Annotated in this window: 19 protein-coding genes and 1 pseudogene; 7 read left to right on the forward strand and 13 right to left on the reverse strand. The window is 75.1% G+C overall.

Going from position 1 to position 21,219, the window contains the following annotated elements; translation table 11 throughout:
- Window positions 1–21 precede the first annotated feature (21 nt).
- Window positions 22–888: a hypothetical protein gene (locus ACSLTV_RS07735; protein WP_432133109.1), complete on the reverse strand. Its 867-nt coding sequence runs from the start codon at window positions 886–888 to the stop codon at window positions 22–24.
- A 289-nt stretch (window positions 889–1,177) separates the two neighbouring features.
- Here ACSLTV_RS07735 and ACSLTV_RS07740 point away from each other — a divergent pair, with 289 nt between their 5' ends.
- Window positions 1,178–3,817, forward strand: a complete 2,640-nt coding sequence (locus ACSLTV_RS07740) for an alpha/beta fold hydrolase (RefSeq protein ID WP_435611871.1) — start codon at window positions 1,178–1,180, stop codon at window positions 3,815–3,817.
- Window positions 3,814–4,668 (forward strand): ABC transporter permease, encoded by an 855-nt coding sequence (locus ACSLTV_RS07745; RefSeq protein ID WP_432133107.1) that lies wholly within the window; start codon window positions 3,814–3,816, stop codon window positions 4,666–4,668. Before ACSLTV_RS07740 ends, ACSLTV_RS07745 begins: the two co-directional genes overlap by 4 nt.
- 102 nt (window positions 4,669–4,770) lie before the next feature.
- On the opposite strand, the gene ACSLTV_RS07750 is transcribed toward ACSLTV_RS07745, so the two are convergent.
- Entirely contained in the window at window positions 4,771–5,178 is a 408-nt protein-coding gene (locus tag ACSLTV_RS07750) for a rodlin (RefSeq protein ID WP_432133106.1), read from the reverse strand.
- Window positions 5,179–5,470: 292 nt separating this feature from the next.
- The gene (locus ACSLTV_RS07755) at window positions 5,471–5,878 is read right to left on the reverse strand and encodes a rodlin (protein WP_432133105.1); all 408 of its coding nucleotides are present in this window, start codon (window positions 5,876–5,878) and stop codon (window positions 5,471–5,473) included.
- Between the two features lie 218 nt (window positions 5,879–6,096).
- Here ACSLTV_RS07755 and ACSLTV_RS07760 point away from each other — a divergent pair, with 218 nt between their 5' ends.
- From ACSLTV_RS07760 to ACSLTV_RS07770, 3 genes and pseudogenes are all read left to right on the forward strand, one after another.
- Window positions 6,097–6,507: a rodlin gene (locus ACSLTV_RS07760; protein WP_432133104.1), complete on the forward strand. Its 411-nt coding sequence runs from the start codon at window positions 6,097–6,099 to the stop codon at window positions 6,505–6,507.
- A gap of 295 nt (window positions 6,508–6,802) precedes the next feature.
- A complete protein-coding gene (locus ACSLTV_RS07765) occupies window positions 6,803–7,030 on the forward strand; it encodes a chaplin (protein ID WP_432133103.1) in 228 nt (75 codons plus the stop codon).
- 130 nt (window positions 7,031–7,160) lie between these two features.
- Window positions 7,161–7,325: pseudogene (locus ACSLTV_RS07770) on the forward strand (chaplin family protein); the annotation flags it as partial.
- Here ACSLTV_RS07770 and ACSLTV_RS07775 read toward each other — a convergent pair.
- Window positions 7,266–7,892 (reverse strand): hypothetical protein, encoded by a 627-nt coding sequence (locus ACSLTV_RS07775; protein WP_435611907.1) that lies wholly within the window; start codon window positions 7,890–7,892, stop codon window positions 7,266–7,268. The pseudogene ACSLTV_RS07770 and the gene ACSLTV_RS07775 overlap by 60 nt on opposite strands.
- Window positions 7,893–8,207: 315 nt before the next feature.
- Here ACSLTV_RS07775 and ACSLTV_RS07780 point away from each other — a divergent pair, with 315 nt between their 5' ends.
- Complete coding sequence (locus ACSLTV_RS07780) at window positions 8,208–8,330, forward strand: hypothetical protein (protein ID WP_432156694.1); 123 nt, start codon at window positions 8,208–8,210, stop codon at window positions 8,328–8,330.
- Between the two features lie 280 nt (window positions 8,331–8,610).
- Here ACSLTV_RS07780 and ACSLTV_RS07785 read toward each other — a convergent pair whose 3' ends face one another.
- Window positions 8,611–10,017, reverse strand: coding sequence for an ATP-grasp domain-containing protein (locus ACSLTV_RS07785; protein ID WP_435611872.1), 1,407 nt, complete (start codon window positions 10,015–10,017; stop codon window positions 8,611–8,613).
- Between the two features lie 179 nt (window positions 10,018–10,196).
- On the opposite strand from ACSLTV_RS07785, the gene ACSLTV_RS07790 reads away from it, so the two are divergent.
- Entirely contained in the window at window positions 10,197–11,453 is a 1,257-nt protein-coding gene (locus ACSLTV_RS07790) for a glycosyl hydrolase (protein WP_435611873.1), read from the forward strand.
- Window positions 11,454–11,493: 40 nt separating this feature from the next.
- Here the strand turns inward: ACSLTV_RS07790 and ACSLTV_RS07795 are convergent, their stop codons facing one another.
- The 8 genes from ACSLTV_RS07795 to ACSLTV_RS07830 are packed head-to-tail and all read right to left on the reverse strand — an operon-like array spanning window position 11,494 to window position 20,965.
- Entirely contained in the window at window positions 11,494–12,627 is a 1,134-nt protein-coding gene (locus tag ACSLTV_RS07795; RefSeq protein ID WP_435611874.1) for a GNAT family N-acetyltransferase, read from the reverse strand.
- Window positions 12,624–13,280: a lipopolysaccharide biosynthesis protein gene (locus ACSLTV_RS07800; RefSeq protein ID WP_432133099.1), complete on the reverse strand. Its 657-nt coding sequence runs from the start codon at window positions 13,278–13,280 to the stop codon at window positions 12,624–12,626. The genes ACSLTV_RS07795 and ACSLTV_RS07800 overlap by 4 nt, the downstream gene beginning before the upstream one ends.
- Window positions 13,277–14,443 carry a glycosyltransferase gene (locus tag ACSLTV_RS07805; protein WP_432133098.1) on the reverse strand — a complete coding sequence of 389 codons (1,167 nt, stop codon included), beginning with the start codon at window positions 14,441–14,443 and terminating at the stop codon, window positions 13,277–13,279. The genes ACSLTV_RS07800 and ACSLTV_RS07805 overlap by 4 nt, the downstream gene beginning before the upstream one ends.
- Complete coding sequence (locus ACSLTV_RS07810) at window positions 14,440–15,198, reverse strand: polysaccharide deacetylase family protein (RefSeq protein WP_432133097.1); 759 nt, start codon at window positions 15,196–15,198, stop codon at window positions 14,440–14,442. The genes ACSLTV_RS07805 and ACSLTV_RS07810 overlap by 4 nt, the downstream gene beginning before the upstream one ends.
- Window positions 15,182–16,936, reverse strand: coding sequence for a lipid II flippase MurJ (locus ACSLTV_RS07815; protein ID WP_435611875.1), 1,755 nt, complete (start codon window positions 16,934–16,936; stop codon window positions 15,182–15,184). The genes ACSLTV_RS07810 and ACSLTV_RS07815 overlap by 17 nt, the downstream gene beginning before the upstream one ends.
- On the reverse strand, window positions 16,933–18,318 hold the full coding sequence (locus ACSLTV_RS07820) for an O-antigen ligase family protein (RefSeq protein ID WP_435611876.1): 1,386 nt from the start codon (window positions 18,316–18,318) through the stop codon (window positions 16,933–16,935). Before ACSLTV_RS07820 ends, ACSLTV_RS07815 begins: the two co-directional genes overlap by 4 nt.
- A gap of 5 nt (window positions 18,319–18,323) precedes the next feature.
- A complete protein-coding gene (locus ACSLTV_RS07825) occupies window positions 18,324–19,739 on the reverse strand; it encodes an exopolysaccharide biosynthesis polyprenyl glycosylphosphotransferase (RefSeq protein WP_435611877.1) in 1,416 nt (471 codons plus the stop codon).
- Window positions 19,736–20,965, reverse strand: a complete 1,230-nt coding sequence (locus ACSLTV_RS07830) for a glycosyltransferase family 4 protein (RefSeq protein ID WP_435611878.1) — start codon at window positions 20,963–20,965, stop codon at window positions 19,736–19,738. The genes ACSLTV_RS07825 and ACSLTV_RS07830 overlap by 4 nt, the downstream gene beginning before the upstream one ends.
- Window positions 20,966–21,219 lie beyond the last annotated feature (254 nt).

Consider the following 21,219-nt stretch of genomic DNA (forward strand, 5'->3'; position numbering starts at 1 on the left):
CCGGACGGGGCACCGCCGTGCTCAGCCCTGCTGCTTCTGCTGGGCCGCCTTGAACTGCTCGGTCAGGTCACCGGTCTCCGAGGCCGGCGGGGCCGTCACCCGGGCCGTCCTGCCGAACTTCTCGAAGTCCATGGAGACCGTGAGCCGGCCGATCTCCTCGACCAGGCGGACGGGCAGGTCGTCGTCGCCGACCCAGACCTCCATGACGATGGAGTCCGCGCCCCCGGTCACCGCGCCCATCATGGAGTCGTCCCCGCTGAGGGCGTCCTTGAACTGGCCCATCTTCTCGGGGCCGATGACGGCCCGGTAGTGCTCGGTGCTCTTGCCGTTGACCGTCTCGCTGCCGAGGTCCTTGACGTCGTCGGCGTACTTCAGGCCCTTCATGGACGCCGACGGGCTGCCGTTGCTCCCGCTCATGGCCTGCGCGCCCGACTCGCCGAAGAGGGCCGAGCCGTCGAGCTTCATCCACTCCTTGCCCGCGATCGGGCCGGAGGGCTGGGGGTCGATGTCGTAGTAGTAGGCGCCGTCCACGAACAGCATGCGCATCTTCGGGTCGTCCTGGAGCTGCTGCATGTTGGCCTGGGCGGTGTCCAGTTCCAGGTCGAACGCGAAGCCGTCGCCCCAGGAGTAGGTGCCTTCCGAGGCGACCGACGTGCCGTTGCCCAGGTCGGTCGTCATCTTCACCTGGGCCGAACCGACCTGCTCGGTACGGTCGGTGGCGCGCGTGAGAGCCGCCTTGATCTGGGCCACGCCCTTGTCGGCGACCGTGCCCGCCTTCTTCCCGGCCTCCTTGGCGGTGTCCTTCGCCGAACCCCCGCCGCAGGCGGCCGTGGCCACCATCACCGCCGCCGTGAGCCCCACCCAGGCAGCCGTGTGCTTCAGCTTCATGTGTGTCCCCACCCGAAATCCGTGTGTCGTCCGTACGCGTGTGCGTCCGCACCCGCGTGCCGACTGCACCTGTGTCTCATCTGTGCCCTCGACTGTAGACCTCGGCACTGACATCGGGGATGCCGGGTGCCCGCACAGTTCCGGTCCCGTTCGGTGCCGAGGACAGGCACCGGGACGCCGCCGTACCGCGTCCGCGGTACGCCGACACCCCCTCGTACGCCCCAGGGAGGTCCCCGGTTCGCCCTCCGGTCGGCATCGCGCCGACAGGTCGAGCCCGTACGGTTGAACCATGGATCTTCGACTGCCCGGGCGTCCGGCGCGGGCGGCCGCCGCCGTGGCCGCCGTGGCCCTGCTGGCCGGCCTCGGCACCTGGACGGCCGTCGCCACGGACGACGCGCCGCCGGTGCACCGCACCGACCGGGTCGTGGCCGGGGACGGCGTGCGCCTGGACACCTCGTACTTCACCGCGGGCGGCACCGGCCGCCGCCCCGCCGTGCTGCTCGGGCACGGCTTCGGCGGCAGCAAGGACGACGTCCGGTCCCAGGCCGAGGACCTGGCCCGGGACGGCTACGCGGTGCTGACCTGGTCGGCGCGCGGCTTCGGCGAGTCCACCGGGAAGATCGGCCTCAACGACCCGAAGGGCGAGGTCGCCGACGTCTCGAGGCTCATCGACTGGCTCGCCGGACAGCCCCAGGTCCGCCTCGACGCGGCCGGCGACCCGCGGGTCGGCGTGGCCGGCGCCTCCTACGGCGGAGCCGTCTCCCTGCTGGCCGCCGGGTACGACGACCGGGTGGACGCCATCGCCCCCGCGGTCACCTACTGGAACCTCGCCGACGCGCTGTTCCCGAACGGCGTGTTCAAGAAACTGTGGGCCGGCGTCTTCTTCAGCAACGGCGGCGGCTGCGCCCGGTTCGAGCCGGCGCTGTGCGCCATGTACGAGCGGGTCGCCGAGTCCGGCACCCCGGACCCCGCGGCCCGCCGGCTGCTGACGGAGCGCTCGCCGTCCGCCGTCGCCGACCGCATCGACGTACCCACCCTGCTGGTGCAGGGCCGGACCGACTCGCTGTTCACGCTCGCCCAGTCCGACGCCGCGGCCCGGGCCATCCGGGCCAACGGCGCCCCCGTCGCCGTCGACTGGATCGCCGGCGGCCACGACGGCGGCGACCAGGAGACCGACCGCGTCCAGCGGCGCGTGACCGCCTGGTTCGACCGCTACCTCAAGGGCGACGAGAGCGCCGGCACCGGCCCCGCCTTCCGCGTCACCCGCACCGGCGGCGTCGACTCCACGGACGGTGCGGCCCGGCTGCGCGGCGCGAGCGCCGACGCCTACCCCGGACTGACGAGCGGTCAGCGCGCCGTCCCGCTGTCCGGCCGCGAGCAGCGCTTCGCCAACCCGGCCGGCGCCGGCCCGCCCGCCGTCTCCGCCCTGCCCGGCCTCGGCGCCACCGGCGGCCTCGCCCAGCTGTCCGCGCTCGGCGTGGGCGTCTCCCTCGACTTCCCCGGCCAGTACGCCGCCTTCGAGTCCGCTCCGCTCACCGGCGACCTGCGGGTCACCGGCACCCCGACGGTCACCGTCCACGTCACCTCGACCTCCGAGGACGCCGTCCTCTTCGCCAAGGTCTACGACGTCGGCGAGGGCGGCACGGGGCAGCTGCTGCCCTCCCAGCTGGTCACCCCGGTCCGCGTCGAGGGAGCCGAGAAGGGCAGGGACGTCACCCTCACCCTCCCGGCCGTCGACCACGAGTTCGACCGGGGGCACCGGCTGCGCCTGGTCCTGGCCTCCACCGACCTCGGCTACGCCTCACCGGTCGCCCCCGCGACCTACACCGTCTCCCTGAAGGGCGGCCACGGCGCCCTGTCGGTCCCCACCGCGCCCGGCGTCACGACCGCGGCCGCCCCGCTGCCCGCCTGGGTGTGGTGGCTGCCCCTGACCGGCGCGGCCGTCGCCCTGGCCCTGCTGCTGACGGCCCGCCGCCGCACCGCCGCCCCGGCGGGCCCGGACCCCGGCCTGGCGGACGTGCCGCTGCAGATCACCGACCTGAGCAAGAAGTACCGCAACGGCGACCGCTACAGCGTCCGCGACCTCTCCTTCCGCGTGGAGAAGGGCCAGGTCCTCGGCCTGCTCGGCCCCAACGGCGCCGGCAAGACCACCACCCTGCGCATGCTGATGGGCCTGATCGCACCCGACGACGGCGAGATCCGCGTCTTCGGCCACGCCGTCCGCGCGGGCGCCCCCGTCCTCTCCCGGGTCGGCGCGTTCGTCGAGGGCGCCGGGTTCCTGCCGCACCTGTCGGGCCGGGACAACCTGGAGCTGTACTGGCGGGCCACCGGCCGCCCCGCCGAGGACGCCCACCTGGACGAGGCCCTGGAGATCGCCGGCCTCGGCGACGCGCTGGCCCGCGCGGTGCGCACCTACTCGCAGGGCATGCGCCAGCGCCTGGCCATCGCCCAGGCCATGCTGGGCCTGCCCGACCTGCTGATCCTCGACGAGCCGACCAACGGCCTGGACCCGCCCCAGATCCGTGAGATGCGCGAGGTGCTGATCCGCTACGCGGCCGCCGGCCGCACCGTGATCGTGTCCAGTCACCTGCTGGCCGAGGTCGAGCAGTCCTGCACCCACCTCGTGGTCATGGACCGCGGCCGGCTCGTCCAGGCCGGCCCGGTCGGCGACATCATCGGCTCCGGGGACACCCTGCTGGTCGCCACCGCAGCGCCCGTGGAGGACCCGGTCGTCGAGAAGGTGGCCGCCCTGCCCGGTGTCGCCTCCGCCGACCGCGCCGACGACGGACTCCTGGTCCGCCTCGGCCCCGACGGCACGGCCGCCCGCCTGGTCGCCGAACTGGTCCGGCTGGACGTCCCGGTGACCTCGGTCGGCCCGCACCGCCGCCTGGAAGACGCCTTCCTCACCCTGATCGGAGGTGCCGCATGAGCACCCTCACCGAGGTCGCCTCCGGTTACCGGGCGGGCCGCACCCTGCCGTTGCGGGTGGAGCTGGCCCGCCAGCTGGGGCGCCGCCGCACCCTGGTGATGGGCGCGGTCCTGGCCGCGCTGCCCTTCGTCCTGCTCATCGCCTTCGCGATCGGCGGCGAGCCGGGCGGCCGCAACGACAGGCTCACCCTGATGGACACGGCGACCGCGTCCGGCGCCAACTTCGCCGCGGTGAACCTGTTCGTCTCCGCGGGCTTCCTGCTGGTCATCCCGGTCGCCCTGTTCTGTGGTGACACCGTGGCCGCCGAGGCCGGCTGGTCGTCCCTGCGCTATCTGCTGGCCGCTCCGGTGCCGCGCGCCCGGCTGCTGTGGTCCAAGCTCGCGGTCGGGCTGTTGCTCAGCCTCGCCGCGATGGTCCTGCTGCCGGTGGTCGCGCTCGCCGTCGGCTCGGCCGCCTACGGCTGGGGCCCGCTGGAACTGCCCACCGGCGGGGCGCTCGCCGCCGGCACGGCCGCACAGCGGCTGCTGGTGGTCGTGGCCTACCTCTTCGTCTCCCAGCTGGTCACCGCGGGCCTCGCCTTCTGGCTGTCCACCCGGACCGACGCGCCGCTCGGCGCGGTCGGCGGCGCCGTCGGCCTGACCATCGTCGGCAACGTCCTGGACGCCGTCACCGCCCTCGGCGACTGGCGCGACTTCCTGCCCGCGCACTGGCAGTTCGCCTGGGCCGACGCCGTCCAGCCCACCCCCGAGTGGTCCGGCATGGTCCAGGGCGCCGCCGTCTCCGTGACGTACGCGCTGGTGCTGTTCGCCCTCGCGTTCCGGGGGTTCGCCCGCAAGGACGTGGTCTCCTAGGCCGGCCGCCGCGGCTCGCCACCGGCGCGCCGGCCGTGCCGCGGACGACGAACGGCGGGCCACCGGAGAACCGGTGACCCGCCGAGGGGGAAGCGGCCTGACTCAGCCGTTGCCCGCGCCGTTGCCCGACAGGGCCGAGATGTCGTCCAGGATGTGCGACAGCGGCTCGTCGCCCTTGGCCTGGGTGGAGTTCTCGACGCACTGCTGGTTCTGCGGCGCCGACAGGACCGGGATGTCCTGCACGCCCACGTTGGCGGGGGCGAGGATCGACTGGGTGTTGAGCTTCGCTGGCAGGCCGATGCACGGCTTGTTCAGCGAGCCCTGGACCAGCGACAGCTGCGGGCTCATGTCACCCTTGGTGACCGAGTTGCCGAACTCCTGCGAGGCGCCGTTGCCGCTGGCGGAGGTCGTGCCGCTGTCGTCACCGATGGCCAGGGCCTGGGTCGCGGTGGCACCCGTCAGGCCGGCGACGGAGGCGGCGAGGGCCGCGGTTGCCCACAGCTTCTTCATGTTCGTTCCCTTTCGAAAGGCGGACTCCGGGGGAGGAGCTGCGTGTTCGTCAACGCCCGCGCAGCCGGGAAGGTTGCGGCTTTGCCCCGATTGGCCCAGCGCGTCCGCGGCGAGCCGCGCGCCGTCCTCACCGGCACGCGCGCGCCACCCCGCACGGGCGCCGGTGAGCCGCGGTGGCCGTGGTTCGAGGCGGCACGCACGACGGCGGGCCGCCGGAAGACCGGCGGCCCGCTGAGGGGACGTCGAGGTGCGCCCCCGGGCTCAGTGGTCGAACCCGTTCACCCGGCGCGGCTCAGTTGTTGGCGGCGCCGTTGCCCGCGAGCACCGAGATGTCGTCCAGGATGTGCGACAGCGGCTCGTCGCCCTTGGCCTGGGTGGAGTTCTCGACGCACTGCTGGTTCTGCGGGGCGGACAGGATCGGGATGTCCTGGACGCCGACGTTGGCGCCCGCCAGCGACTGCAGGTTGACCTTGGCCGGCAGGCCGATGCAGGGCTTGTTGAAGGAGCCCTGGATGAGCGCCATCTGGGGGCTCATGTTGCCGTAGGTGGCCGAGTTGCCGAACGACTGGGACGCGCCATTGCCGCTGGCGGACGTCGTGCCGCTGTCGTTGCCGATGGCGAGCGCGGGGGCGGCGGCGGCAGCCGAGACGCCGACGACGGAAGCGGCGATCGCGGCGGATGCCAGTACCTTCTTGATCACTTGCTGGTCCCTTCTGGATGAACCCCGTGCACCGGAGCGCTCTGACCAACTGCCCGACGTGCCGCCGGTTCCGCCCATTCACTCCAATGGCCCACATTCGGCGCAGGGGGAAACCGAATGGGTGAAGGTCCGCAACCAAACCTGGCGCGCCGGGTTGAGTCGGGGGCAGGCACACGGTCCTGGCCGCGGGCCGGGACAGCGAAAGAAGGAAGAGCGAAATGCTGAAGAAGGCGATGGCCGCGGCGGCGGTCGCCGCTTCCGTCCTCGGCGCGTCGGCGGCGGCGGCCCCCCAGGCGCTTGCCATCGGGGACGACAGCGGCACCACCTCCGCCAGCGGCAACGGTGCGCACTCGGCGTTCGGCAACTCGGCGACCAAGGGCGACATGAGCCCGCAGGCCACCCTGGTGCAGGGCTCGCTGAACAAGCTGTGCGTCGGCCTCCCGGTCAAGGCCAACGTCCAGTCCGTCCTCGCCCTGGTCAACGGGGGTGTCCAGGACATCCCGGTCCTGTCCGCGCCGCAGAACCAGCAGTGCGCCGAGAACTCCACCCAGGCCAAGGGCGACGAGCCGCTGTCGCACATCCTGGACGACATCTCGGCCCTGTCGGGCAACGGCGTCGCCAACGGCTGACCTTCGCGCGCGTGAGGCGTCCGGGCGGTCCGTCCCTTCCTGCGCGGGCCGCCCGGACGTGATTTCGACGAGGCGAGGAATCGTCACTTCAGGTCGCTGCGGAACCTTTTCCCTTACTGCGTTCCACTGATCATATGAAGGCGTTCGAGTGAATTCCTGGACGGCACGCGTTCCGGAGTTTCTTCGGACGTCTATCCCTCGTTTTGCAGCCCGCAGGTCATGGTGCGAGCCGTTCCGGCTGTGCTCGCTCGGTTATCCGACCGTCATTCGACGTGACCGCAGAGAAGGGAATGTCATGAAGAAGAGCGCTGCTGTCGTCGCGGGGCTGGTCCTGGCCCTGGGTGGGGCCGCACCGGCCTTCGCCGACGCCGGTGCCAACGGTGCGGCCATCGGGTCGCCCGGTGTCCTCTCCGGCAACGTGGTCCAGATCCCGATCCACGTGCCGATCAACGTCTGTGGCAACTCGGTCAACGTGACCGCGGCGCTGAACCCCGCGTTCGGCAACGTCTGCGTCAACGACTGACGACACGTCACTCCGGCCCCCGGGCTGGGCTGAGGCCGGCCTTGGAGACACCGCACGCGTTCCAAGGCCGGCTTTTCCCACTTCTTCAAGCAGGAAGACCACGAGATTGCGACAGACCCTGAGCAGGGGAATGGTCGCGGCGGCAGCCGCGACGAGCATTCTGTCCCTGTGCGGCAGTCCCGCACTCGCCGACACGCAGACGAACGACACGCAGGCCAAGGGCACCACCAGTGGCTCACCCGGCGTTCTGGCCGGCAACACCGTCGAGAGCCCGGTCGAGATCCCCCTCAACGCCTGCGGCAACACCGTCGACCCGGTCGGCGCCCTCAACCCGGCCTTCGGCAACTCCTGCGCCCACACGGGCCGGCCGGAGGGCCGCGGCGGCCCCGCCGACGACGACGGATACGGCGGCGACGGTCATGGTGACGGTGGCTACGGCCATGGTGACGGTGGCGACGGTCGCGGTGACGGTGGCTACGGCCATGGTGACGGTGGCGACGGTCGTGGTGACGGTGGCTACGGCCATGGTGACGGCGGCGACGGTCGCGGTGACGGTGGCTACGGCCATGGTGATGGCGGCGACGGTCGTGGTGACGGTGGCTACGGCCATGGTGATGGCGGCGACGGTCGTGGTGACGGTGGCTACGGCCATGGTGATGGCGGCGACGGTCGTGGTGACGGTGGCTACGGCCATGGTGACGGCGGCGACGGTCGCGGTGACGGTGGCTACGGCCATGGTGACGGCGGCGACGGTCGCGGTGACGGTGGCTACGGCCATGGTGACGGCGGCGACGGTCGCGGTGACGGTGGCTACGGCCATGGTGACGGCGGCGACGGTCACGGTGACGGCGGCGACGGCCATGGTGACGGCGGCTACGGCAGCCCACCGGGCGGCGGCGACCACGGGACCCCGCCCGGCGATGACTGCGAGGAGACCCCTCCCGGTGGTGGGGATACGCCTCCTGGCGGGGGTGACACGCCTCCGGGTGGTGGGGATACGCCTCCTGGCGGGGGTGACACGCCTCCCGGTGGTGGGGACACGCCTCCTGGCGGGGGTGACACGCCTCCCGGTGGTGGGGATACGCCTCCTGGCGGGGGTGACACGCCTCCCGGTGGTGGGGACACGCCTCCGGGTGGTGGCGGACACGAGACCCCGCCCGGCGGTGGTGACCACGCCGTGCCGCCCAGCATGGCGGAGACCGGCAGCGAGGGTCTGCTGGCAGCGTCCGGATTCAGCGCGGCGCTGATCACCGCCGGCGCCCTTCTCTACCGGCGGGGCCGGGCCGCGTCCCGTCGATGACCGCACCGGGTGCCGGACGCCCAGCGCCCGGCACCCACCCCGCCCGTCAGCCCTGCGGCCCCGCGGTTACGCGGGGCCGTTCGGCGTCTCCGGGCGACGCCGGGCCGTACTCGGCGCACCCCAGCAGGGCGCCGGCCGCCGACAGCGGGTCGTCGTGGCCTGCCGGGCGTGCCTCGGGGCCTGCGGTCCGCGTCACGAGCCCCAGGTCGAGCGGTCGGTGGTGGGCCGGCCGGTGGAGGCGGGGGCGTGGGGGCCACGCCCGCCGCCGGCATTCTGTGCGTCACCGGCTGCCCGTTCGCTCCTCGTCGGTCGGCTCGGCCGGGTGCGGCAACGCGACGGACCGGGGTGACGCCTGACGCACCACCCGCGCCTGCTCGACGGCACCCGAACGGTCGGACGTTTCCGGCGCCGACCCGCCCCGCGCGCCCCCTCGCCCGCTCGCGCCCAGCGCTTCACCCGCCGTCTCGGCCGTCTCGGCCGACGTCCCGGCCGCAGGCTCCGTCGCCCCCGGCCGCAGCCGGGTCAGCAGGCGGCGGCTCACGTGGCGGCCCCACAGGGCCCACATGGCCCGCCCGGGCGCCGGGTCGTCGTCGGCGTGCCAGGCCGGCTCGCGGTCGCCCCGCGTACGGCGCAGCGCCGTCAGCGGCGCGTAGTTCTCCACCACGAAGACCCGCCCGGGCCGTTCCGCGCCCGACGGCAGCGGACGGTGGGTCAGGTCCAGGTGCTGGGCGCGGACGACGTCCAGCCCCGCGGTGTCGGTGAACAGCCGGAACTGAGCGCCGGCGCGCGGGTTGAAGTCCAGCAGGTGCGGCCGGCCGGCCGGGCCGTGGCGGCGGAAGTCCAGGTCGAGGATGCCCCGGTAGCCCAGTTCCCGGGCGAGGCGCTCGGCCGGCACCCGCACCGACGCGTCCGGCGTCCACTCGCCGACCGCCGTCAGTCCCGCGCCGCGCGGCCAGGCCAGCAGTTTGCGGCCGGTGCCGCCGGCCCGCACCGCGCCCGAGCGGTCGGCGTACCCGTGGAAGAACCAGTCACGGTCGTCACCCGGCGGCAGGAACTGCTGCAGCAGCAGGCGGCTTCCCGCCTCCTCGCGGCGCGCATACAGCTCGCACGCCTCCCGTGCGGAGCGCACCACCACCGTGCTGCGCAACCCCGACCCCGGCGGCAGCAGCCAGGGCCGGCTCCACTTCGCCACCATCGGCAGCCCCAGCCGCCGGGCGGCCGCGACGGCCTGCGCCGCGCTCTCCGGGACGAGCGTCACCGGGTGCGCCACGTCCGCCGCCGCGCACAGCCGGGCCAGCTCCGCCTTGTCGGCGACCCGTTCGGGCAGCCCGTCCGGCTGCGGTGGGAGCAGGTAGGCGGGCGACAGCTCCGCGCCGAGCCTGCTCACCGCGACCGCGCCCGCGTCGTCCAGCGCGATCAGCACGGCGGGCCGCGCCACCCGGGCCGCCACCCGCAGCAGGACGGCGGCGACCTCGGCGACCGGGGCACCCGGGGCGGGCGGCGGGTGCAACTGCCGTACGTAACGGGAGGCGCGCACCGGACTGCCCGTCACGTCCGCGACCAGGTGCACCTCCACTCCCGCTCGGCCGAGGGAGCGCACGGCGCCAAGCGTCCCATGGTGAAAGGGATTCGGGTCGATCCGCAGGAGAACGGCGGGGACGCGGGTGTCGAGTGGGGGCACGGGCATTTCCTCGGATCGTCTTTCGGGTCGGTTCACCGGGGTGAGCGACGGGGCCACTCGAAAGCCGTAGCCACGGTGGCGTACTTCCTTTTCATGTGACTTTCTGTGACTGGGCGTCAGTCGTATTCCGTGCTGAATCCCGTCCCGGTGCTTGCCGCGTTTCGAGAGTTGAGAGAGGAGCAGGCATGGCCCCACAGCAGCGACGCGCCCGGTCCCGGCGGCTGACCGTCGTGGCGGCGGTCGTCACCTCGGCCGCCCTCGCGTCCGGTCCCGGTTTCGCCGCGGGCACGGGGGTGATCCGGGCCGCCGACCCTCCCGCTCCGCCCACCCCGGCCGCACCCGCGCCGACGCCCGGGCCGGACCCGGCCGGTACGCCAGCCCCGGCGCCGCCCCCCGCCGCGCCGAAGCCCGCCTTCGGCGCCTACCTGGGCTACAGCCCCCGCGGCATCGCCCGGATGGCTGAGCTGAGCAAGTGGCTGGACGGCGCCGAACTGCGGGTCGGCCACACCTACCTGCCGGGCGACCGGTGGAGCAACATCGAGGGCAGGCCGGGGTTCCTGGCCGACTGGGCGCGCTGGCGGCGTGAGAAGGAGGACCGGATCTTCGTCCTCAACGTGCCCATGCTGGAGCGCAACGAGGCCGGCGTGTCCGACGCCCGGGTGCGCTCGCTGCTGCGCAGGGGCGCCGCCGGCTGGTTCGACCACCACTACCGGGCCCTCGCCGAGCGGCTGGTCGCGCTGGGCGTGCCGGACACGGTGATCGTGCTCGGCTGGGAGATGAACGGCATCACGTACACCCATCGCTGCGGCCCGGACCCGGAGGCCTGGAAGACGTACTGGAACAGGATCGTCACCACCATGCGCTCCGTGCCGGGCCAGGAATTCAGGTTCGACTTCACGCCGAGCCGGGGCCGGGACGCCGTTCCGTGGACGCGGTGCTATCCGGGGGACGACACCGTCGACATCATCGGAATGGATTCCTACGACCAGCCGACGGGGCGGACCTTCGACGAACAGGTGACGGAACCGTTCGGCCTGCAGGAACACGTGGACTTCGCCGCGGAACACGGCAAGGCCATTTCCTATCCCGAATGGGGACTGTTCCGCAACGGCGACAACGCCGAGTACATGCGGCGCATGCTCGCCTGGATCGACGAACACCGGCCGCTGTACAACACCCTGACGGATTACTGCCCGCACGGCGTCTGGCAGTGCCGGCAGAACCCGCGCTCCTCGGAGATCTACCGCGCGGCCCTGTCCGGTCGCCAGGAGGGCCCGGCTCCGGAGCCCACCACGCCCGTCCCGGCCCCGAAGCCCGTCCCGACCCAGCCGCCCGCCGAACCCCCGGTGAACTGCGCGCCGCTGGACCTCGGCGACTGGGTCGAGTACTGGATCGGCGGCAGGCTGTGCGTCCGCCTCGACTGGTGGACGCGCAACGGGTGACCGGCCGACCCGGTGAGCCCGGGGTGGCGGCGGGCCCGCGTCAGGACCCGCCGCCACCCTCGGGCCTCCTCCCGGACCGCTGCTCCCTGCGAAGCAGCAGCTCCTTGCCCCGCCGCCGCACGGCCACACCGCACAGCGCCGCCGACAGCAGCGGCGCGGTGTGCCGCCGGGCCAGCAGCAGCCGCTGGTTGACGACCGGTTCGGGCCGCCAGTGGAGTTTGTAGGGCTCGTTGCCGCGCAGCAGGCTCAGCGTGCCGTGCGGGCCGCCGCCGGTGTGCTCGGCGCAGGCGTCGAGCAGCATCACCGCGACGTCCGCCTTGCGTTCCCGTAACCGGGGATGGGCGCCGTACAGGTAGCCGCCGGCCAGCCGCCGGGACACCAGGGTCAGATCGACGGCCACCACGTCGTCGTCCAGCCGGAACTCGGTGACCACCGCGTCCCCGGAGCGCACCATCGGCGCCACCGAGCGCACCAGGTGCTCGCAGAACCGTGCCTGAAGGTGCTCGCCGGTCACCTTGCGGCCCTGCCACTGCAGCCGGTGCAGCTCCAGCAGCCGCCGCAGCGCCGAGTCCACGCCGTCCGGCCGTACCACCGCCCGTTCGACGCCCAGCGCGGTCAGCTTGCGCAGCTTGGCGCGCACCCGCTGCTGGGCCTTGGCCGACGGCAGCCGGGCCACCAGGTCCGCCATCGGCACGGCGGGCAGCTCCAGGCACACCGAGTCGCTCACCCGGCGCCGGAGCCCGCTCCAGCGGTCGTAGACGTGCTCGACCGCGCTGCCGGGCCGTACCTCGCGGAAGTCGATCAGCGCGGTACGGGCGGCCGCCGCCAGACCCTCGGTCAGCGCGGCGACGGCCGCCTCGCCGTGCTCGTCGTCGACCAGGACGTCCCCGTAGTCGGAGATCGTGCCGCCCAGCGGCACCAGCGCCGGCAGCGGACGGCGTACGGCGGTCAGCGGGGCGGCGGCGACCAGCTCGCCCCCCGGGCCGCCGTCCCGCACCAGCAGGACCCGCAGCCGGCCGCGCCGCCCGTACGACAGCCACCAGGAGTGCAGCCAGGCGTGGCTCTGGAACGGAGTGGCCGCCGCGCACCGCCGGTACAGCCGCCCCCAGGCGGGCCCCAGCTCGGCGAACGCGCTTTCGTCGGTGAGCAGTTCGGTGGTGTACGCGGGGCTCACAGCGCCCCGTGGGTGTCGGCGGCCAGGGCCGGGCCGGGGACGGCCGCCGCGCGCCCGGTCTCCTCCTCCCGGCCGCGCCGCGGCCGCACCAGCAGCACCAGGCCGCCCAGCAGCCCGCCCGCGCTGACGCCCACCAGAGCGGTGACCGCCGCCGACGCCCCGGTCGGCTCGGCCGGCTCGACGGCCCGGGCGAACGGGCGCAGCTGCACGTGCGTGCCGTCCTTGGCCTTCGCGGCGTGCTCGGTCAGCGAGCGGGAGACCGCGTTGGCCATGTCGGCGGCCAGGTCGGGCTGGGCGGAGGTGGCGGTGATCGCCACCATCGGGGCGTCCGGGGAGGTCGCCGTGCGCACGCTGCCCTGGAGGGTGCGCACCGGCACCCCGGCCCACACCTGGGCGTCCCCGAGGACCGCGACCTGGGTGGCGACCCGCCCGTAGGCCTGCGCGAAGCCGAGCGCGGACGCCGGGTCGGACTCCTTGGTGGGGACGGCGACGACGTAGGCCGTCGCCGAGTACACCGGCGGCTTCAGCGCGCCGTACGCGCCGCCGAGCAGCCCGCCGGTGACCGCGCCGGCGACGAGAAGGGACCACGGGGGGAGGGCCCTGAGGCGGGCGGCAGCGGTCCGGCGGGGGTGCCTGGTCGGGTTGTCGGTCATGACGATGTGACTCCCTGGGATGCGGACGACGGTACGGACGACAGGGGCTGACCGGCGACGACGGCCGTGTACACGTCCATGAGCCGGGCGGCGCTGCGGGCGATGTCGTAGTGGCGGGCGGCGTCGGGCGCGGTACGCGGGCGGGGGCCCCGTGCGCGGTCCTCGGCGACGGCCCGGGCGAACGCGGCGGGGCCGCCCGTGACCCGGAGCGCGCCGGGCGCCGCGTGCGCGGGCAGGTCCTCGATCGCGGGGCACGACGTGTAGAGCACCGGCAGCCCGGCGGCGAGCCCCTCCACCACGGCCAGCCCGAAGGCCTCCTCGGCGGACGGCGCGGCGAGGACGTCCATGGCGCAGGTGAGGGCGGGCAGGTCGGGGCCGGGGGTGCCGTCGGGGACGTAGGGCCGTTCCCCGGTCAGCAGGACGCGGTCGGCGACGCCGGCGTGGTACGCGGTGCGCCGCAGCACGCTCTCCTCGGGGCCGCCGCCGACCACCAGCAGCCGGCAGTCCGGGGGCAGCAGGGCCAGCGCGCGCACCAGCACGTCGAAGCGCTTGCCGGCGGTGAGCCGGCCGACGGCGCCGATGACGTGGGCGTCGTCGGGCAGGCCCAGGCGCCGGCGGGTGCGGTGCCGGACGGCCGGGTCGAAGCGGAACCGGGCCAGGTCGATGCCGTTGGGCACCACCTCGATGCGCGGCCCCGGCACACCCCAGTGCCGGAGGCGGGCGGCGACCGTGGGGGAGACGGCGACCGTGGCGCGGCCCAGCCGTTCCCCGGCCAGATAGAGCGCGCGGACCCCGGCGCCGAGCCGGCGCCCCTCCATCTGGGACTCGCCGAGGGAGTGCTCGGTCGCCACGATCGCCCGCACCCCGGCGAGCCGTGCCGCCAGCCGTCCGTACAGGCAGGCCCGGTAGAGGTGGGTGTGGACCAGGTCGTAGCCGCCGGAGCGGATGATCCGCGCCAGCCGGGGCAGCGCGGCCAGGTCGCGGTTGCCGGCCATGCCGAGGTCGGTGACGCGCACCCCGTCCGCGGCCAGCCCGTCGGCGACGGCGCCCGGGTGGGTCAGGGTCACGACGTCGCACGGGACCGGCAGATGCCGCAGCAGCAGCCGCAGTTGCTGCTCGGCGCCGCCCACGCCCAGCCCGGTGATGACGTGCAGCGCCTTCATCCCAGCCCCTCGACGGGTCGCCGGCGCAACGGGTGCAGCCGGTGTTTCAGGAACAGCCGTACGGTGCCGTCGCGCTGCCCGACATGCACCCGGGGCAGGGCGTGCCGACCGGTCAGGGGGCCGGGGTCGATGGCGCACCCGTATCCGTAGCCGGCCTCGCGCACGGCGTCGGCGGTCCGCCGGTCGGCGGCCCCGTACGGGTAGCAGAACCCGGCCACCGGCGCGCCCAGCAGCTCCTCCAGCGCGGTGCGGCTGTCGACGGTCTCCGCCTTGAGCGCGAGGTCGTCGGCGCCGGTCAGGTCGATGTGGGTCAGGCCGTGCGAGCCGATCTCGACACCGCGGGCGGCGGCCTCGCGGATGCCGTCGGCGGTCAGCAGCGGCTTGCGCGGGCCGCGCGGGTCCCAGGCGTTGTCGCCGCCGAGCCGGCCCGGCAGCACGAACAGGGTGGCGGTGCAGCCGTGGCGTTCGAGGACGGGCAGGGCGCCGGTGAGGAAGTCGGCGTACCCGTCGTCGAAGGTCAGGCCGACCAGTCCGGCGTCCTCGCCCCGGGCGCGGGCGGCGAGCAGGTCGGCCACGCGCACGCCGCGCAGGCCGCGGCGGCGCAGCCACGCCAGCTGGCCGTCCAGTCGCTCGGGTGTGACCGTGACGCGGTACGGGTCGTCGGAGCAGTCGCCCACCGAGTGGTACATCGCCACCCAGGGGGCCCGGCCGGGCCGGTGCGCGGGCCGTCTTTCGATGTCAGCGGGAACGGGCATACGGCAGCCTTCGGGTCGCGGAACGTACGGATCTCAGCGCGGTGGCGACGCCCTGGGCGCCGAACGCCCGGCCGAGCAGGACGAAGACGGCGGTCACGGTGAGGGCACCCACGGCGAACGCCGCCACCGGGCCGGCGAACCGGCTCGCGGCGCACGTCCCCGCGACGGTGGCGGCCACCGCGGCACCCACCGGGCGGCTCAGCTCGCGCAGCACCGAACGCACCCGTATCGGCACGGCGCGCGGCCGGGCGTGCCGGGCGGACCCGGTGAGACCGGCCAGCAGCACCAGCGCGGTCACGGTGATGCCGGCCGCGTTGGCGGCGGCGATCCCGGCGACGCCCCAGGGGCGCACGGCGAGCGTGCCCGCCCACGCGGTGACCACGATCCCGACGGTCATCGCGCCGACCGGGTACCAGGTGGCGCGGCCCGTCGAGAAGTAGGCGCGGGCCAGCGTGCCCACCAGGGTCTGGCCCAGCAGCCCGAGCGCGTACACCCGCATCACACCGGCCGTCGCGGCCGTGTCCCGGGCGTCGAACGCGCCTTGCTGGAAGAGGAGTTCGACGATCGGCCGGGCGCAGGCGATGACCACGGAGGTGCCCAGCAGGACCATGCACGCGGCCAGCGCCAGGTCCCGCTCCACCCGGCCGCGCGCCCGCTCGGCGTCCCCCTCGGCCAGTGCCCGTGCGACCACCGGGAAGGTGACGGTGCACAGCATCAGGGAGAGGATCATCGGCATCTGCGCGACCTTCTGCGCGTAGTTGAGGTGTGAGATGGCGCCGGCGGGCAGCCGCGAGGCGAGGAACCGCTCGACGAGGACCTGCGACTGGCGGCACAGCGCGAACAGCAGGACCGTCGCGACGACGGCGGCGCCGAGCGGTCGCGGCTCCTGTCCGGGCCCGGCCGCCCCGGCGTCCGCCGCAGCGCCCCGCCGACGCAGCTGCCGGAGCAGGGACGGCAGTTGTACGAGGACCATCAGGCACCCGCCGACCGCCACGCCGGCCGCCGCCGCGCGCACGCCCCAGCGTTCCCCGAGGGCGACCATGCCGGTGATGATGCCGACGTTGTACGCCACGTAGATCGCCGCCGGGGCCACGAACCGGCGGTGGGCGCGCAGGGCGGCGCTGCAGTACCCGGCGAGGCCGAAGCTGACCACGCAGGTCGCGGTGAGCCGGGTGCAGTCGACGGCGAGCACCGGATCGGGCAGGCCGGGGGCGAGCACCCCGACCACCTGGGGCGCGAGCACGGCGACCAGGGCGCCGACCGCGACGAACGCCAGCGACAGCCGGGGCAGCGTCCCGGCGACCAGGGCGCGCACCGGGTCGCCGGGGGCGCCCCGCGCGCGCCGGGCCAGCGCCAGGCTGAACGCCGGGATCAACGCGAACGCCAGTCCGTCCTCGATGAGCAGCGTGGCCGCGAACTCGGGCACGGTCCACGCCACGAGGAAGGCGTCCGTGCCCGGGCCCGCTCCGAACATCCGCGCCAGCGCCTGGTCCCGCACCAGCCCGAGCAGCGCACCCGCCACCGACAGCCCGGCGGTCACCAGGGCTGCCTTGGCGAGGAACCCGCGTGAGACCGGCGGCAGCGCGCCGGCCGCGGCAGACGCCACGGGCGTCCGGTGCGGTGCGGCGGTCGGGGGCGGTACGGCCGGCACGGGGGGCGGTGCCGGGGGTCCGGGTGGCGTGCCGGGGGCGGGTCCGCGGTGGGGCCGGGGTGTCCCCGAGGGGGCCGGGACCGTCATCGGGGGAGGACCCTCTCGTGCCGGGAAGGCGCCGGGCGGGCGGAGGCGGGCTCGGGAGAGCGGGGTTCTGGGGCAAGGGACCACCACGCCGTGAGGCCGAGGCAGACGGCGGTCAGCACCGTGGAAGGGCCGCCGATGTCGGCGTACAGGAAGTCGGTGAGCTGCCAGATCAGCAGACCGGAGGCGACCAGCGCGCAGTCCAGGCCGGGTCTGCCCCGGTGGGTCCGCAGGACGCCCCGCAGCGCACGCACCAGCAGCGCCAGCCAGCACCCGGCGAGGGCGAGCAGCCCGATGAGGCCCTGCTCGCTGAGGATCAGCAGGTACATGTTGTGCGGGGAGAGCAGCGGCTGCTTCACGAAGCCCGACCCCGCGCCGTCGGTGTCGCTGCCGGCGGACAGCGCCACGGAGGCGTGGCTGTCGCGGTACTCGGGGAAGCCCTTCAACCCCACGCCGGTCAACGGCCGTTCCCACCACATGTCGGCCGCCGCCGCCCACATCGTGTACCGGTCGGTGACCGACTGGTCGGGCGCGTCGGTGACCTGGGTGATGCTGCCGACCCGCTCCTGCAACATCGCCGTACCGACTCCGAACCCGCCGACCAGCACCACCCCGAGCGCCGCGACGACCGCCCCGACCGCGAGCGCCCGGCGCAGCCCGGCCAGCACCAGCTGCGCCGAGCAGGTGACGGCGGTGGCGATCCAGGCGCCCCGGCTGAAGGAGAGCGCGAGGGGCAGCAGGAGCGTGGCCGCGCACAGGGCGGCGACCACCCGCCCCCGGCCGCGGCCGCGCTCGCCCGCCAGGCGCCGGTCAGCCGCCGCCGTACGGCCCAGAGCCAGACCCACCGCGCAGACGATGCCGAAGGACACGACCGTCGCCATGCCCATCACGTCCTGCGGCCCGAAGGTGCCGACCGCGCGGATCGGCCGGCCCTGGTAGGACGCGCCGGTCGCGGTGACGTACTGGTGCACGCCGACCGCGCCCTGCCAGCCCGCCAGCCCCACGAACGACCAGGCCAGCAGCCGGAAGTCGCGCCGGTCGCGGATGAGCAGCAGTACGGCGGCCGGGACCAGCACGAAGATCTGCAGGTACCGGCCGAGGCCGGTGATCCCGGCCCCCGGCGACACCGCGCCCGCCGCCGCCAGCGCCGCGCCCACCACCGGCAGGCCGAACACGAGGGCGGCGGTACGGGACAGCGGGCGCCGCCGCTGCCGCAGCAGCCGCACCCCGCAGTACAGGACGACCAGCGCGGACAGCGCGTCGGCCGGGCCCGCGCCGCCCTCGCCGCCGGGGCCGGCGGGCAGCGCGACCAGGCCGATCACGGCGGCCACGGGGAGCACCGGCGACCAGGATCGGGGTGGGTCGAGGGGCAGGGCGAGGGCCATCGGTGTCAGCTCCCGGTCGGTCGCACGAGGGCGGCCGCGGTGCGCAGCAGGATGCACACGTCCTGCCACAGCGACCAGTTGTCGATGTACGCGTTGTCGAAGCGGGCCCGGTCCTCGATCGAGGTGTCGCCGCGCAGCCCGTGGATCTGGGCCAGGCCGGTGATGCCGGTGCGCATGCGGTGGCGGGCCGCGTAGCCGGGGTAGATCTGGCTGAACTGGCCGACGAAGTAAGGGCGTTCGGGGCGCGGGCCGACCAGACTCATGTCGCCGCGCAGGACGTTCCACAGTTGCAGCAGCTCGTCGAGGGAGGACTGCCGCAGGAAGCGGCAGAAGGGGCGCATCCGCTGCTCGCCGGCGACGCTCCACCGGGTCGCCGCCTCGTGCTCGTCGGCCGGGCGGTGGGTGCGGAACTTCAGCAGGGTGAAGGGGCGCCCGTCCTTGCCGACGCGCTCCTGCCGGAAGACCACCCCCGGCCCCTCGGTGAGCCGCAGCACCGCCGCGCACACCAGCAGCAGCGGGCTGACCACCAGCAGCAGCGACCCCGACACGGCGATGTCGAGCAGCCGCTTGCCGAGGCTGCCCCGGCGCCGGACGCCCAGGTCCAGCCGGCGGCAGGCGAACCCGGCGAGCTGGTCGCGGGCGGCGTACGAGGGCGAGTCGGCGTCGAGCTCCCACACCGCGCAGCCGGACTCGGTGAGCGCCCGCAGCAGCGGGCCCCGCGCGGTGCGCACGGCGGGGTGGACGCACAGGACGTCCCGGACACCGTTCTGGATGAGGGCCCGCTGCACCTCCTGATCGGTCGTCAGCACCGGCAGCCCTTCGGTGCCGTCCGGGCGGTCGGCGACGATCCCGACCGGCCGCACCCCGCAGCGCGGATGGCGCAGCACGGCGGCGGCGACCCGCTGGGCGGTGCCGGCCGGCCCGACGACGAGCGCCGCGCGCGGGTGACGCAGCAGGGACCGGCGGCGCCGGGCGTGGACCACGGCCCGGCCCGCCGCCGCCAGCGCGCACTGGCCGGCGAGACCGGCCACGAGGGTGCGCGCGGTCAGTGCGTGGGCCGGGGCGTACGCCGCGACGAGCGTGCCGAGGGCGAGCCAGGCGACCGCGATCCGGCCGCAGACGGCGGGTAGTTCGTCGAGCACGCCGGCCACCGGCCGGGTCCGGTGCGGCCGCACCAGCAGGGTGGCCGCGACCAGGAGCGCGGCGAGCAGCGGGTGGCGCCGCGCCTCGGTCAGCGCCGCGGCGGCCGCGAGGGCGGCGAGGCCGTCGGTGAGCAGCAGTGGCAGTGGTGAGGCGGGCCGGGCCGGGGGCCGCCGGAGCGGGAACCGGAAGCCGGCGCCGGTGTCCCGCCGGGGCAGGACCGAGACGGACGCGAACCCGGGCTGCGCGCCGGAGGAGGGGACGGTGCTTTCCGCGGTCACGAGTGGATGGACTCCCTGCACTCGGTGGGCTCGGCGCGCCCTACGTCTGGTCCGGCCTCCGGAGCGCCACGGCCGGTGTCGGTGGCCCGCCCGGCGGCCGGGCGGGTGCCGAGCAGTTCGCGGTAGAGGTCCGCGAACCGCTCGGCCGTGTGCCGCACGTCGTGCGTGGCCAGCACGTGCCGGCGCGCCCGGCGGCCGAGCGACGCGCGCAGCGGCGGATCGAGCAGCAGGCCGGCGACGGCCCCGGCGAGCGCGCCGGGCCGTCCGGCGGGCACCAGGCAGTGCTCGGCGGACCCGGGCGGCAGGCTCTCCCGGGCGCCGTCCACGTCGGTCACCACCACCGGCCGGCCGCAGGCCATCGCCTCCAGCGGCGCGAGCGCCATGCCCTCCCAGCGCGAGGGAAGCACCACCAGGTCGGCGGCCCGGTACCAGGGGGCGGCCTCGTCGACGGCGCCCGCGAACAGCACCGACTCCGGCGCCCCGGCGCGCAGGGCGGCGCCGTCCGGCCCGTCGCCGACCAGCACCAGCCGGGCGCCGGGCACCCGGGCCCGTACGGTGTCCCAGGCGGCCAGCAGCACGTCCTGGCCCTTCTGCCGGCACAGCCGCCCCACGCACACCACCAGCGGTGCCGCCGGGTCCAGGCCGGGGAGGAGCGCGGTGCGCACGCTGTCGGCGGGGGCCGGGCGGAAGCGGCCGGGGTCGATGCCGTTGGGGATGACCCGGTACCGCGCGGTGACTCCGGCGCGCTGCCCGGTCTCCCGCTCCGCCTCGCTCACGCAGACCAGCCGGTGTGCCCAACGCGCCCCCAGCCGCTCCCACTTCAGCGACAGCGCGGCCATGGCCCCGCCGACCGCCTCGAACGACCAGGCGTGCGGCTGGAACACCGTCGGGATCCGCCCGCGCACCGCGAGCCGCCCGGCCAGACCGGCCTTCGCGCTGTGCGCGTGCACCAGGTCGGGCCGTACGGCGCCGACGACGCGGGCGAGCCGGCGTACCTCGCCGGGCAGCGCGGCCCCGGGTGCCCGTGCCGCCTCCCACCGCCGTACGTCCGCGCCCAGCGCCACCAGGGTCTCGGTGAGCGGTCCGGCGGGGCAGGCGACCGTGACCCGCAGCCCGGCGGCGAGCTGGGCCCGCGCCAAATCCGTCACGACGCGGGCGACCCCGCCGTCGACCGGCTGGGTCAGATGCAGGACCCGCGGTTGCCGGTCGGGTGCTGGCTGGTGCATGGCACGTCTTCCTCGCTCACGGACGGTGCTCGGGACGGGCGGGAACGCGCCTGTGGTCACTTCCGCGCGTCGGCGGCGGCGAAGAGCCGGCCGGTCCCCGCCGCGTCCCGCTGGGGAACGAGCCGGACCGCAGGCTGGTCACCGCCGCCCGCCGAACAGCCGCCCGGATCGAACGCATCCGCACCGGCTCCGAGGGGGTCGGCGTACGCCGGGACACACGCCGCCGGAGCCGCCCCCGGCTCGCTGATCGCGCG

It is taken from the genome of Streptomyces sp. bgisy159 (assembly GCF_965341775.1).
Classification (GTDB): domain Bacteria; phylum Actinomycetota; class Actinomycetes; order Streptomycetales; family Streptomycetaceae; genus Streptomyces.